General features: G+C 72.5%; 10 protein-coding genes. 5 read left to right on the top strand and 5 right to left on the bottom strand.

Annotation, left to right across the window (positions count from 1 at the left end; genetic code table 11):
- Positions 1–78: 78 nt before the first annotated feature.
- The 4 genes from ACWGIF_RS24485 to ACWGIF_RS24470 all read right to left on the bottom strand — a co-directional run bounded on the left by ACWGIF_RS24485 (position 79) and on the right by ACWGIF_RS24470 (position 5,491).
- Positions 79–492 (bottom strand): hypothetical protein, encoded by a 414-nt coding sequence (locus ACWGIF_RS24485; protein ID WP_453500634.1) that lies wholly within the window; start codon positions 490–492, stop codon positions 79–81.
- Positions 493–682: 190 nt separating this feature from the next.
- Positions 683–2,929, bottom strand: coding sequence for a terpene synthase family protein (locus ACWGIF_RS24480; protein WP_453500633.1), 2,247 nt, complete (start codon positions 2,927–2,929; stop codon positions 683–685).
- Between the two features lie 12 nt (positions 2,930–2,941).
- Positions 2,942–4,351 (bottom strand): family 2B encapsulin nanocompartment shell protein, encoded by a 1,410-nt coding sequence (locus ACWGIF_RS24475; RefSeq protein ID WP_453500632.1) that lies wholly within the window; start codon positions 4,349–4,351, stop codon positions 2,942–2,944.
- Positions 4,352–4,465: 114 nt separating this feature from the next.
- A complete protein-coding gene (locus ACWGIF_RS24470) occupies positions 4,466–5,491 on the bottom strand; it encodes a polyprenyl synthetase family protein (RefSeq protein WP_453500631.1) in 1,026 nt (341 codons plus the stop codon).
- A 254-nt stretch (positions 5,492–5,745) separates the two neighbouring features.
- Between ACWGIF_RS24470 and ACWGIF_RS24465 the strand changes: the two genes are divergently transcribed.
- Both ACWGIF_RS24465 and ACWGIF_RS24460 read left to right on the top strand, forming a co-directional pair.
- A complete protein-coding gene (locus ACWGIF_RS24465; RefSeq protein ID WP_453500630.1) occupies positions 5,746–7,116 on the top strand; it encodes a tetratricopeptide repeat protein in 1,371 nt (456 codons plus the stop codon).
- A gap of 73 nt (positions 7,117–7,189) precedes the next feature.
- Positions 7,190–7,744: a hypothetical protein gene (locus tag ACWGIF_RS24460; protein WP_453500629.1), complete on the top strand. Its 555-nt coding sequence runs from the start codon at positions 7,190–7,192 to the stop codon at positions 7,742–7,744.
- Positions 7,745–7,799: 55 nt separating this feature from the next.
- Here the strand turns inward: ACWGIF_RS24460 and ACWGIF_RS24455 are convergent, their stop codons facing one another.
- Positions 7,800–8,987 (bottom strand): family 2 encapsulin nanocompartment cargo protein terpene cyclase, encoded by a 1,188-nt coding sequence (locus ACWGIF_RS24455; RefSeq protein ID WP_453500628.1) that lies wholly within the window; start codon positions 8,985–8,987, stop codon positions 7,800–7,802.
- A 274-nt stretch (positions 8,988–9,261) separates the two neighbouring features.
- Here ACWGIF_RS24455 and ACWGIF_RS24450 point away from each other — a divergent pair, with 274 nt between their 5' ends.
- The 3 genes from ACWGIF_RS24450 (at position 9,262) to ACWGIF_RS24440 (ending at position 13,386) form a co-directional block, all read left to right on the top strand.
- On the top strand, positions 9,262–10,680 hold the full coding sequence (locus tag ACWGIF_RS24450) for a family 2B encapsulin nanocompartment shell protein (protein ID WP_453500627.1): 1,419 nt from the start codon (positions 9,262–9,264) through the stop codon (positions 10,678–10,680).
- A 243-nt stretch (positions 10,681–10,923) separates the two neighbouring features.
- Positions 10,924–12,669, top strand: coding sequence for a glycoside hydrolase family 71 protein (locus ACWGIF_RS24445; protein ID WP_453500626.1), 1,746 nt, complete (start codon positions 10,924–10,926; stop codon positions 12,667–12,669).
- Positions 12,670–12,936: 267 nt separating this feature from the next.
- Positions 12,937–13,386, top strand: coding sequence for an SRPBCC family protein (locus tag ACWGIF_RS24440; RefSeq protein WP_453500625.1), 450 nt, complete (start codon positions 12,937–12,939; stop codon positions 13,384–13,386).
- The last annotated feature ends 199 nt before the right edge of the window (positions 13,387–13,585 follow it).

Here is a 13,585-nt window from a genome sequence, read left to right as displayed (position 1 = left end):
CTCCGGGGCACGGCCGGGTACGGGGGCACGGGCGGGTACGGGGCACGGCCGGGTGCCGGGGCCCCGGCACCCGGGCCGTCAGAGCCGGTGGATTCGTTCCTGTTCGAACGCCAGCGGGGACCGACCGGCGGCCAGGATCCGCAGCCCGGGGGCCACGGCCAGCTGGTTCCGCAGCCAGGCCAGGGCGTCCGGGCCGAGCTGCTCGGCGCCGTCCAGGACGAGCAGCATGTCCCGTTCGGCCAGCCACGAGGTGGCGTTCGCCGTCCCCGACGGCGGCAGCGGCGCGGCGGGTACGCAGCCCAGCTCCGCCGTCAGTTCCCGGACGCCGTAGCCACCGTGGTGCGGATCCATGGCGACGAAGGCGACCCCGTCGTAGAAGTTGGACGCGATCCGCCGGGCGATCTCCCGCACCAGCAGGCTCCGCGGCTCGCGGAACCCGCCCGCCACGGTCAGCACCCGCCCCCGTCGGACGGCGGTGAGCAGCCGGGACATCTCGGCGGAGGTAGCAGGCAGCGTTCCGGTCGTCCCGGATCCCCTCATCGGCACGATGCCCCCCATTGCATGCGTGACCAAGCGCGGCAAGAAGGTTCGTTCGAGCGCCGCGTGACGTCGATTATGCGCCACTTGGGACGCAAGACCAGGGGAATGTCGCATTCCGCCCCAGGAGTCGCCGCCGCCCCGGTCAGGCCCACGCGGCGCGATGCGGAGCCGGGGGCAACATCCGGCCCCTGGCCGGCGGATTCGGCGTGACGGCGCCCGCCGCCACAGCCGGGCGGTGCGCGTGGTGGTGCTTGAGGTCCTCCTCCCGGTAGCGACGGGTCTGCGCGTGCCAGACGGCGATGGTGGCCATCCACTGCTTCAGCTCCTCCACATGGCGGTCCAGGGCCGCACGGGCCGCCGCGTCGAGCCCGTGGTCCGCGTACATGACGGGGAGTTCCTTCGCCACCACGTGCTCGAACTGCTGCATCCGCGAGGTCATCAGGTCGTTCACGACCCGCAGCGCCGTCGGGTAGTCGCAGTCGAAGAAGTTCTCCACGACGATCAGGAGATTGTGCAGCTCGCCCTCGTACTCCGCCTCCTTCTGGTACGAGAACACGTCGTTCATGACGGCCGAGTAGTCGAAGGCCGCTGCATGCAGGGACTGCACGGCCGAACTCCCGTAGACCTCCTCCGGAACGACGTCCATGTGCTCCATCCGCGCGAGCGAGATCGTCATCGGCGACCCGAAGGTCACCCGGCGCATCTCCAGGTAGTCCACCGGGTCAGGCACCCGGTTGGCGGCCTGGTTGTCCAGCTCCCACAGCCAGCTGTCCAGCACCTGGTCCACGGCCGTCCGGAACATCTCCCGCCCGCGCGGCCCCATCGGCGCGGCCGTCCGCCGCCACAGGTCGGCCAGCCCCCGCTCCAACGCGTTGAGCGGAGCCGGCGGGGCGGACAGGTCGAGCGGCATGCAGGCGCGCAGCCGGTCGGTCTGCACCCTGGCGGCGGCCAGGGCGCGGGCGGTGCCGAAGACCAGCGGATAGACGTCGTCGGCGTACGTGCCCCAGCTCAGCCAGCCCGCGCTGATGTCCAGCGCCTCCGCCGAGCACGTCGGGTCCATGCCCGCCGAGCACAGCGCGAAGTCGTACCCCCGCGCCTTGTCCTCCCACCAGATGCCCTCGTCCAGGATGCCCATCGCCCGGTTCCACTCGATGAGCCGCTCCCGGGCGCCCGCCAGATGCGGGCTGAGCACGTTGCGGTACGGCAGGTAGAAGTCCGGGATCACCGAAGGGCCCACCGGGTGTGGAACGTTGCCGTGCCGGCGCACCCGCCGCGCACCGCCGGTCAGGCCCAGCAGCGCCTTCACGTTGGAGCCGGCGGTGCCCAGCCCCGAGGGGCCGCCAGGCCACCCGGCCAGGCCCGCGTCCGTGCGACCGGGCCGGGTGTTCATGTACCGGCTGGACCGCATGTGCCACTCGTGGCCGCCCGACTGCCAGTCCTGCAGCCCGCGGGCGTAGGTGAGGACCGCGAGGATCCCGTCCGGGCCGAGGCCCTTCTCCGCGAACAGCACGGGCAGTTCCGTGAAGAAGGTGCTCTCGAACTGCTGAAGCCGCGAGGTGAGCATGTTGTTCAGCTGGTCGGCGGCCTCCTGGGTGGTGCAGCCGAAGAACCTCTCCAGGACCAGCACCCCGTTGCTCAGCTCCCCCTCCTTCCCGATCTCCCGCTCGTACGAGAACAGGTCGTTGCGGAAGTGGACCGAGTCGGCGAAGCAGTCGCGCAGGACGCGCAGCGCCCGCTCCCCGGAGACGGCCGCGGGAACCTCCACGCCCACCGCGTGCTCGACGATCCCCGCCGACCAGGGCGCGCCGCCGACCTTGCGGCGCTGCTCGACGTACTCCATCGGGTTCGACACCCGGCCGATGTTGATGTTGTCGAGCTCCCACAGCGACTCGTGGAGGAGATCACGGGTGCTGACGGTGAAGCGCCCGATCCAGTCCGCCGAGTGGCCCGGCACCGTACGCCGCCACAGGTCGGTCAGCCCCGCCTCGACCGGATTGGCCGGCTCGGGCATCGGCGCGCCCGGATCGGAGGGCATGAACGGGGCGAGCCGCTCCAGCGCGGCCCGCCCCGCCGCCCGGTCGCCGGTGCGCTTGAAGCGCTCCAGGAACCAGTCGTCGAAGAAGAACACCCACACGTACCAGTCGGTGACGAGCGAGAGCATCGGGCCGTCGCACTCGGGGTGGGTGTAGGCGCACAACAGCGCGTAGTCGTGCGCCTCCAGGTCGGCCGGGCCCCACACGCCCGAGCCTTCCAGCATCCCCAGCTCCCCGGCCCACGCGCGGGTGTGCGTCCGGGCCTCCTCCAGATGCGGATTGAGGCGCGCGGGATGCGGGAGGTAGAACTCGGGCAGCTCGAAGGGCTGCCCCGGGGACGTCTCCTGAGCGGTCATGACACGGTCCCCTCAGTCGTCGAACCGGGAGATCTCAACGTTCTCCAGCACCCCGACGGCGTCGGGCACCAGGATCGCCGCGGAGTAGTAGGCGGTGACCAGGTAGGAGATGATCGCCTGCTCGTTGATGTTCATGAACCGGACGGACAGGCCCGGCTGGTACTCGTCGGGCAGGGCCACCGGGTGCAGTCCGACGACCCCCTCGTTGTCCTCGCCGGTGCGCAGCACGAGGATCGAGCTGGTCCGCTCCCGGGTCACCGGGATCTTGTTGCAGGGCAGCAGCGGCACCCCGCGCCAGGAGGGGAGCCGGTGGCCCTGGAACTCCACGCTGTCCGGGTACAGGCCACGCCGGCTGCATTCGCGGCCGAAGGCGGCGATGGTGCGGGGGTGGGCGAGGAAGTACTGCGACCCTCGGCGACGGCTGAGGAGTTCGTCCAGGTCGTCGGGGGTGGGCGGACCGGTACGGGCGTACACCCGCTGCTCGTAGTCGGCGTTGTGCAGCAGACCGAACTCGGCGTTGTTGATCAGCTCGCTCTCCTGGCGCTCCTTCAACGCCTGGATCGTCAGCCGGAGCTGCTGCTCGGACTGGTTCATCGGCTGGTTGTAGAGATCCGATACCCGGGAGTGCACGCGCAGCACGGTCTGCGCGACGCTGAGCTCGTACTCGCGCGGGCTCACCTCGTAGTCGACGTACGTGCCGGGCAGCAGCACCTCGCCCGTGTGGCCGGCGGACAGGTCGACGGCGTCGCTGCCGCGGCGGCCGACGCGCTCGGCCTCCAGATAGGCCTCGGCGTGCCGGCGCAGCGCCGCGGAGCTGTTCAGCGCCGCGTCCCAGTCACCGCGGTTGAAGGTCATCGTCACCACATCCGTCTGCGCCCGGGCCGTGAACTCCCAGCAGGCGTCGGGCAGCGGGTGGTGTCCGAAGTGGTCGCCGTCGCTCAGCACGTCCAGGCTGGCCTCGTCCCCGTAGGCGCCCGTGCCGAGCCGCTCGATCCGTCCGTGGGCGATCAGGAAGATCTTGTCGACGGGCTCGCCGCGCCGCACGATGACGTCGCCCTTGCGGAACTCCTCCTTCACGAACCGGTCGGCGATGGCCTTCACCACCTGGTCGTCGGGGAAGTTCCGGAGCATGCCGAGTTCACGCAGCATTGCCGGGATGACCCGCAGTTCGGTCCCCGTCTTCACGAAGGTGATGCGCCCGTCGCCCACGGTGTAGCTCACCGTCCGGTTGACCCGGTAGGTGCCGCCTCCGGTCTGCACCCACGGAAGGATCTTCAGCAGCCAGCGCGAGCTGATGCCCTGCATCTGCGGCGCGGACTTGGTCGTGGTGGCCAGATTGCGGGCGGCTTCGGTGCTGAGGCTCTGGCGGGCAACGGCGGTCAGCTGCTCGGTACTCGGTTCGGCGCTGGGGTCGACGGACATGACGGGCCTTCCTCTCGGTCGGTCTTCCTGGGGGTGACGCGGTGGCCGGAAGCGTGCGTGACACCGGGGCCGGGGCGTCGCGGGGGCTGTACGCGACGACGGGTGCTCCGCCGCTCAGCGGTCCCTCCGGGTGATCAGCTCGCACAGCGACACCAGCTCGGCGGTCGCCACCGGATCCGGGACGGCCTCGGCCAGGCATTCCAGCGCCCGAGCCGCCTGTACGCACGCCTCGCGCTGCGCCCAGTCCCGCGCGCCCGCGTCCTCGACCAGAGCCGTCGCGCGGGCGATCCCGGCCGCGCCGAGCGGGCGCGTCCCGGCGTACAGGGCGGCGAGCTCGGCGCCCGCCTCCGTTCCCGACGACAGGGCGGCGACCACCGGCATGGACTTCTTGCGGGCGGCGAGGTCGGCGCCGACGGGCTTCCCGGTGATCTCCGGGTCGCCCCAGATCCCCAGCAGGTCGTCGATCAGCTGGAAGCCGACCCCGATGCCCCGCCCGAAGGCGTCGAGTGCGGCCGTGACCTCCGGCGCAGCGCCCCCGTACAGCCCGCCGAGGGCGCAGGCCGCGCCCAGCAGGGCCCCGGTCTTGGCCTCCGCCGTGGTCATCGCCTCGTCCAGGGCGACCGCCGTCCGGGCCTCGGAGGCGCAGTCCTCGTGCTGGCCCTCGCACAGCTCGACCACGCAGTCCGACAACCGGACCACGGCCTCGGTCCGGTCGGCGACCAGCCGCACCGCGAGCGCGGCCATCGCGTCGCCCGCGACGATCGCCTGGGCGTCGCCGAACACCGTCCAGGCGGTCGGCCGGTGCCGGCGCACCGGATCGCGATCGATGACGTCGTCGTGCAACAGCGTGAAATTGTGGACGAGTTCGGTGGCAGCTGCGGCTCCGACGGCGTCCTCCTCGCGGCCGCCGACGGCCCGGGCCGCGGCCAGCACCAGGGCCGGCCGTATCGCCTTCCCCGCCCCGGAGACGGCCGGAGCCCCGGTGCGGTCGCGCCATCCGAGGTGGTACTCGGACACCGCCCGCACACCGCCGGGCAGCGAGCGCACGGCCGCCCGCAGCAGCGGTTCCACCGCGGCCCGGGTGCGGCCGAGTACGGCGGTGGTGCCGTGGTCGTCCCGGTCCTTCACGTACGTGGTCATGGATGTACGCACCTCCTGGGCAGCGGGCCAGTGGGGGGTGGTGTGCGGGAGCGACCGGACGGGACGGTCATGCTCCGTGCGATCTGCTGTGCTCCCGTACGCCAGGGCCACGCGGTGTGACCGTGTGCCACCCGGCGCACACGTCTTAGTTAGGGGCAGGACGGCCGCACCCGGTACATCCGCCCCCACCCCTCCGTGTTGAATGTCCGACCGCGTTGAATGGATGGACACGTGTACGAGCTGGGCAGTTTCTGATGGCCAGGCGTGAACCCAACGGACGACTCCGCACCCTCCTCGCCGACGCCCGCTGGAGCGGGCAGGACTTCGCACGTGCCGTCAACGGCGTCGCCGCCGAAACCGGCCTCACCCTGCGTTACGACCGGACCTCGATCTCGCACTGGCTCGCCGGCACCCGCCCGCCCGCGCATGTGGTCGCCCTGGCCGCCGAGGCGCTCAGCCGGCGGACCGGGCGGCGCGTCAGCCCGGCGGACACCGGACTCGCGCGCCCGGCCGGCGCGGCCCGGGCGCGGGACCGCCCCGGCGCCGCACCGCACGGCGCGGACGTCCTCGCACCGGAGTTCGCGGCCATGGGCCCGGCGGGCGCCGGGGACGCCGCCGTCGACGCGGAGTCCCTGCTGGGCGAGATCCCGGTCTACTCCTCCGCCTGGCGGCCCCCCGGCTGGCCGCCGCCGCACGGGGTTGCGGCGCGGACCGGGCCGCCCGTCCGGCAGGCCGGCCGGATCGGGCCGGACCACGTGGAGGCCGCCGAGGCCGTGCTGCCGGTCTTCCGCAACGCCGACATGATGTTCGGCAGCGGCCTGGTCCGGCCCGCCCTGACCCGCTACCTCGCCACCACCGTGGCGCCCTGGCTGCGCACCGGCGCCGCGCCCGCGGTACGGCACCGGCTGCTGGGCTGCGCCGCGCGCCTCGCGTACACGGCGGGTTTCCTGTGCTTCGACGGCAACCAGCAGGGCATGGCCCAGGCCTACTACCGGGCCGGGCTGCGGCTCGGCCAGGAGGCCGGGGACCCTCAGTGCTGGGCGCCCGTCCTGCGGGCCATGAGCGTCCAGGCCCACCACCTGGGTCACCGCAAACAGGCGTGGGAACTGGCGGAGGCCGCGGCCCGGGAGGCGGGGCGGCTGCCCTCCCAGCAGGCTGCGTTCGTCACCGGGCAGCTGGCGGTCGCCGAGGCGGGCTGCGGTGACCGGCGGGCGGCGCTGGCCCATCTGGGCGAGGCGGAGCGGCTGTTGGAGCGTTCGGGCGGCCGGCAGGCGGCCATCGGTGCCTACCATCCGGCGGCGCTCGCCCATCAGCAGGCCGAGGCGCTGGCGGCCCTCGGGGACGCACCCGGTGCGATCGCCGCACTCGGCATGTCGCTGCGCCACCGCCCGGCGGGCGAGCGCCGGGCGCGGGCCGTCACACTCGCTCGCCTCGCCGAACTCCACCTGGGCCAAGGGCACGTGGAACGGGCCTGTGCCACCTGGCACGAGATGCTGGACGTGGTACCCCAGCTGGACTCCGCGCGCGTGGACGAAGCCGTGCGCCGCCTGCGCGGCCGCCTCCAGCCCGTCCGCGGCAACCGCACGGCGCGGGCGCTGCTGGACCGGGTTCGCACGCTGGGCTGAAACGCCCCCGCCGTACGCGGGAGGCCGTCTTGGGATCGGTAGGGTCGACTCCGCCGTACGAAGGGGGAGAGCCGTGGGGACCTATCGGCAGACCGTGGTGGAGCTGGAGGCCTCTGCGGAGGAGGCGTTCGCCCGGGGCGAGCACGGCAGGGGGTGGCTGGAGGCAGAAGGGTTCATCCGTCCGGTGCCGTGGCGGGACGAGGTGGTGCACCTGGCCGGTGAACGCTGGCGGGAGGCCGTCGACCTGGTTTCCTGGGACTGGCGTGCCCGGCTCAAGGGGCTGGAGGAGGAGCCCGGCGGCGAAGTGCGGGTCGTGGCGGGCCGTACGGTCTTCTTCGCAGGCCAGGGTGAATCCCCTTCCGCGATCTGTCCCCACTGCCGAAGGGCCGACGCCGACTACCCAGGCGAGGTTCTCGACACCTGGTACACCACGGGCGAAGCCGAGCTCGGCTGCCCGGCCTGTGCCCGGCGCGCTCCGCTCGCCCGGTGGGACTGGACCGACGACTACTTCGCCTTCGCCTACCTCGGCTTCGAGTTTGACGACTGGCCGCCTCTGCACCCGCGCTTCACCGCCGCCTTCGAACGGGCTCTGGGCCACCGGACCCGGGTGCTCACGGGAAAGATCTGAGAACAGAACAGGACAGGACGGAACGGGACGAGGCGGAACAGGGCCGGGGTGACGTCTACGACGTGCCGCCGCTCGCGGGGCCGTGGTAGCGGGGGCTCGTGGCGTGCCATTCCTTCGACCCGCCCAGCCAGTTCCAGATCCCCTCCAGGAAGCGGCCCAGCGCGGGCGAGCCGAGGGCGGCCAGCGCCGCCGACTCGGACTCGACGAGGTGCATCACCTCGTCGTGGACCGCGGCCGTGCGGTTCACCGCCTCCTGGAGGGAGCAGTGCTCCTCGGCCGCGATCAGGCGGGGGAGGTTGGTGTCACCCGGATCCTCCCGGGCCATCGAGTACAGGTCGTTCAGCAGACAGCCTGCGGCCCCCGCGTACATGTACGTACGCCGCACCCGGGCGTCGGCGAACTCGTGCGCGGGGACCTCGTAGCCGCCGACCGGATCGGTCAGGGCCATGCAGGGGAAGAAGCCGTTCTCGTACCGGTGCACCAGGTACTCCCAGACCGAGGGCCTGCGGGCGGAGGTCCGCCATTCGGCCTCCTGGTTGTACCCGACGAACATCACGGCCAGCTGGTACCGCAGGCGGGTCACCTGGGTGGGGGAGGCGAACTCGGCGAGGTGCTCCAGAGAGGTGCGGAACGCGCGCAGCACCGGTTCGGCCGCCACCCGGTCCTCGAACTGCCGCTCGTAGCGCGGCGGCAGCCGCACCGGGTCGACCACGGCGTGCGCGAGCGCCGTGCGCAGGCCGATCAGCCCCGGGTCGGCGTGCTCCCCCTCGTCGACCCAGTGGTCGTCCACGGCCCACTCGGAGAGCCCGCACTTGGCGGCCGCCAGCAGCCGGTCGGCGGAGTCGCAGTCCGGGTGCGCGAGCATCATCAGCCGGCCGAACCCGCACGAGCGCAGCATGTCCAGGCGTCCTGCGTAGATCCCGACCCCGGCGGCCCACCGCACGAGTTCCTCGTTCACCTCGTCGGCGAGCGCCGGGTCGTCCCGGACGGCGTCGGGGCAGTACAGCGGCGGGACGACGATGCCCGTGCCCGTGCCCGTGGCCTTGGCGGCCGGATCGGTGCTCGTGCGAGGGCCCGAGCCGTCAGGACCCGTACCGTCAGGACCCTTACCAGCGGGGCCGGGAGCGGCCCTCGGGGGAGCGGTTCCCAGACCGCTCGCGCCGCCGAGCAGCCGGCCCAGGACCTCCACCGGACCGGCGGCGGGGCGCGGGCGGGCCAGTGCGTGAGCGGGGGCGCGGTCCATGACTCCTCCTGCGGGTCGGCACACCCACCCATGGAGCGGGGGGCGCCCCCGCCCCCGGAAGCTCCGGCGCCCGTCGACCCGTTGAAGATGCGGTGGCGTTGAAAGCCTGCACGGATGTGCGTCCGCCCGGGAGTTCGTACAGGCGTGCAGCGCTTCAACCGCAGCGGATTTTCAACAGCCCCCCGCCCGGTGCGGCTACCGCAGGTGACGCCTGGCGGCCCACCGTGAGCGTGCAGCACGCTCCGCGTGGAGCCGACGCAGGGAGGAACCCCGCATGACCGCAGAGGCGCAGCCACTCCTGGACCCCGCCGACGACCGGCAGCTGAGCCTGAGCACCGCAGCGGCCCGCAATCTCGCGACGACCACCAAGTCCGTTCCCCAGATGCAGGGCATCAGCTCCCGCTGGCTGCTGCGCATGCTGCCCTGGGTGGACCTGGGCGCCGGCACCTACCGCGTCAACCGCCGGCTGACCCACGCCGTCGGTCGCGGCCGGGTCTCCTTCGTCCAGGCCGGCGCGGACGACGTACGCATCCTCGCCCCCACCCTCACCGAACTGCCCGTCCTCAAGGGCTACACCGACTCCGCCGTACTGGAGGAGCTGGCCCTGCGCTTCGTCAAGCGCGACCTGCGCGCCGGAGACGTACTCGTCGAGGGGGGCGCCCCCGTCGCCGAGGTGTTCGTCATCGCCCACGGCCGCTTCGAGAAGCATGCGCCGGGCAGGTACGGCGCGAGTGAACTGCTCGGCATCGTCACCGACGGCGACCAGCTCGGCGACGACGCCCTCGGTCAGGCCGACCCGCGCTGGGGCTACGGCGTCAGGGCCGCCACCGCCGCCACCGTCATGGTGCTGCGGTGGAGCTCCTTCCAGGAGGTACTGGGCCGCGCCGCGAGTCTGCGGGCCCACCTGGAGCAGTACGTCGAGAACGGCCGGCGTCCCGTCAACCGGCGCGGCGAGGCCGACATCGAGCTCGCCTCCGGGCACGCGGGCGAGGCCCCGCTGCCCGCCACCTTCGTCGACTACGAACTCCAGCCCCGCGAGTACGAGCTCAGCCTCGCCCAGACCGTGCTGCGGATCCACACCCGGGTCGCCGACCTCTACAACGACCCGATGAACCAGTTCGAGCAACAACTGCGCCTGACCGTACAGGCGATGCGCGAACGCGAGGAGTCCGAACTCCTCAACAACCGGGAATTCGGCCTCCTGCACAACGCCGACTACGGACAGCGCATCAGCACCTGGTCCGGCCCGCCCACCCCCGACGACATGGACGACCTGCTCAGCATGCGGCGCGGCACCGCATTCCTCCTCGCCCACCCCAAGGCCGTCGCCGCCTTCCTCCGCGAGTGCAACAAGCGCGGCCTCGTCCCGCAGACGGTGGAGGTCCACGGCAAGCAGGTGCCGTCCTGGCGCGGCGTCCCGCTGCTGCCCTGCGGCAAGATCCCGGTCGTGGGCGGCCACACCAGCTCGATCCTGGCCCTGCGCACCGGGGAGGACAACGGTGGCGTCATCGGCCTGCGCCCGGCCGCGATCCCGGAACAGATCGAACCGGGCCTCAACGTCCGCTGCATGGGCATCGACCGGAAGTCGGTCATGGCCTACCTGGTCAGCTCCTACTACTCGGCGGCGATCCTCGTGCCGGATGCCGTCGGGATCCTGGAGAACGCCGACGTCGCCGCCCCGCGGTCCGACTGACCCCGCGGCGTCCGGCGCGTCCCGTCCGTCCCGCCCGTCCCGTCCGTCCGCCGGCATGCGACGCAGCCGAGGACGCCGTCACCGCCGGACGGGTCGGACGGACGGACGGGGCTGCGTAGTTCCCGTGGTCCGTGTGACGTACGTGCCCGGGCCCCGGCCCCTGGGAACGGTTGTCCGGAAGGCGGTAATGGGCTCTACTGCTGTGCAGCCCCCACTCGGGGCATATTCGCGGGAGGGACCAGGATGACAGCGGACCGGCGAACGGACCGGCGAGCACCGCGCCGGGCGGAGCGGCGGACGGACCACGCGGACCGGGCGGCCCGGCCCGTGTCCCACCGGCGACGGCCGGCCTTCCGGGGCCGCAGGCCGCTGCTGGCCCTGCTGCTCTCCGCCTTCTTCCTGGTCGGTGTCTGCGCGGCCACCGGAATAGCCTGGGACCCGCTCAGCGAGGGCGCCGCACGCAGCGGTTCGGCCCCCGCCATCGACGTCCCGTGGTCCGCCGGGCCCGGTGACGCCCCCGGCCCGGCCACCTCGCCACCGGCCGCGACACCGCAGCCCCCCACCAAGGGAACGGCCGCCACGGGCAACCCGAAGGGCGCCGCCGACAGCGGAGCCGAGCGCCCCGCCGGCGCCCTGCCCTTCGACATGCCCCAGCCGGCCGCCCTGCGCTCCGGCGAGGCGGGCAGGAAGCTGGTGTTCGCCCACTACTTCACCCCGTACCCGCTGTCCCTCGACAACGCGAGCGCGGACAACGACTACTACACACGCAACTACCTGAACCCCGACGGGGAGAGCGGAAAGCACGGGAGGTACGGCGGCCTGCTGCGCGACCGGCCGCTGCCCGTGGCGCCGAAGAGCGGTGACTGGGAGTTCGCCAACCTCCAGCAGGAGGTGCGCACGGCCCGCGCCGCGGGCATCGACGGCTTCACCCTCGACCTGCTCTCCCTCTCCGGCAAGAACTGGGACCGCTGCAACCTGCTGATGGCGGCGGCCCGTTCGGTCGACCCGGCATTCAAGATCATGCTGATGCCGGACATGACCTCGCTGAAGACCGACGACCCGGGTGTGCTCGCCGAGGCGATCGCCACCCTCGCCGACGCCTCCTCCGCCCACCGGCTCCCCGACGGCCGGCTCGTGGTCTCCCCCTTCAAGGCGGAGGCGAAGAGCGTGGCCTGGTGGAACGAGGTCATCGGCATCCTGAAGGCCGAGCACGGCATCCGCACCGCCTTCGTCCCGCTCTTCCTCGACTTCGGCGCCCACAGCGGCGAGTTCGCGCCGATCAGCCACGGCTTCTCGGAGTGGGGCAGTCGCAGCTACGTCGGCCAGGAGAGCTCCACGCGCGACGTGCAGAGGGCCCACGGGATGGGCAAGATCTGGATGCAGCCCGTGTCGGTCCAGGACGCGCGCCCCAACCAGGGTGTCTACGACGAGGCCGGCAACACCGCCACCCTGCGCTCCACCTGGACCCGCGCCATCGAGGACGGCGCCGACTGGGTGCAGCTGACCACCTGGAACGACTACTCGGAGGGCAGCCAGTTCGCGCCCTCCCTGCACAACGGCCACGCCTACCTGGACCTGACCTCGTACTACCTGACCAAGTTCAAGACGGGCAGCTGGCCGAAGATCGTCCGGGACACCCTGTACCTCTCCGCGCGCACGCAGTTCGCCCACGCCGATCCGACGGGCGACCAGTCACTGGTGATGTCGCTCCGCAGGGGCAGCGCCCCGCCCCGGGACACGGTGGAGGTGCTCAGCTTCCTCACCGGCCCCGGAGTCGTCCGTACGACCGTCGGATCCGCCCAGGACAGCCACGAGGCTCCCGCGGGGATCCACTCCGAGCTGCTGCCGCTGAAGACGGGCACCAGCGCGGCGCACGTCGTCCGGGGCGGGAAGGCCGCGGCCCAGGTCGAGCTGCCGTACCGGGTGGACCACGCGGTGGAGGTTCAAGACCTCCAGTACTACGCGGCGACCAGCGGACGGGAACAGTAGGCGCCCCGGAGCGACGGGAAGCGGCACGTAGAGGCGAGGCATCCGGCGGCGCCGGTCCGGCCGGGGTCCGGTCCGGTCCGGTGGGTGGCCGCGACTGCTGGGGGCCGCATGGTCCGGGAAGTGGGCTCGTTCGGGGAGTCCCCACCCGGTTGCCGGGGCAGGCGTGCCGTGAAAGGGCACGGATGCGGTGCTCCCACGGGAAGCCGGACGGGGCACGCCCGCGACCGCCGCTTCCCGCCGCACCACCCACCGCAAAGGAGACAGGTCATGTCTCATGTCAAGGAATCCATCGAGGTCAACGTCCCGGTCCGTACCGCGTACGACCAGTGGACCCAGTTCGAGTCGTTCCCGCAGTTCATGGACGGGGTGGAGCGGATCGAGCAGCGCACCGAAACGCTCACGCACTGGGTGACGAAGATCAGCGGTGTCGAGCGGGAGTTCGACGCTGAGATCACCGAACAGATCCCCGACACCAAGGTCGCCTGGGTCACCATCGGAGGCGAGAGCGACCAGTCCGGGCTGGTGACCTTCCACCCGATCGATCCCACCCATACGCAGGTCACCCTGATGATGGACTTCGACCCCGAGGGGATGGCGGAGAACATCGGCGACAAGCTCGGCTTCGTCGACCGGCAGGTCAAGGGTGACCTGAAGCGCTTCAAGCACTTCATCGAGGACCGAGGCTCAGCCACCGGACAGTGGCGAGGCCAGGTCTGACAGCACTCGCAGGTCTGCCGGCACTCGCCGACCCGTCTGCAGGGGCGGGTTCCACGCGAGGAAAGCTCGGGCGGGCGCCCCGCGGGCCACCGCGCGGGGGCCCCCGGGGCGGCCGGGGGGGGGGGCCCGGGCCCCCCCGCGGCCCACCCCGCCCCGGGGTCGGGCCGGCGGGGCGAGAGGAGGGGGGGCCCCCCGGGCG

The sequence above is a fragment of the Streptomyces sp. NPDC054849 genome (genome assembly GCF_053610945.1).
Note: the sequence above shows the minus strand (reverse complement) of the source record. Positions and strands in the feature narration are given on the sequence as shown.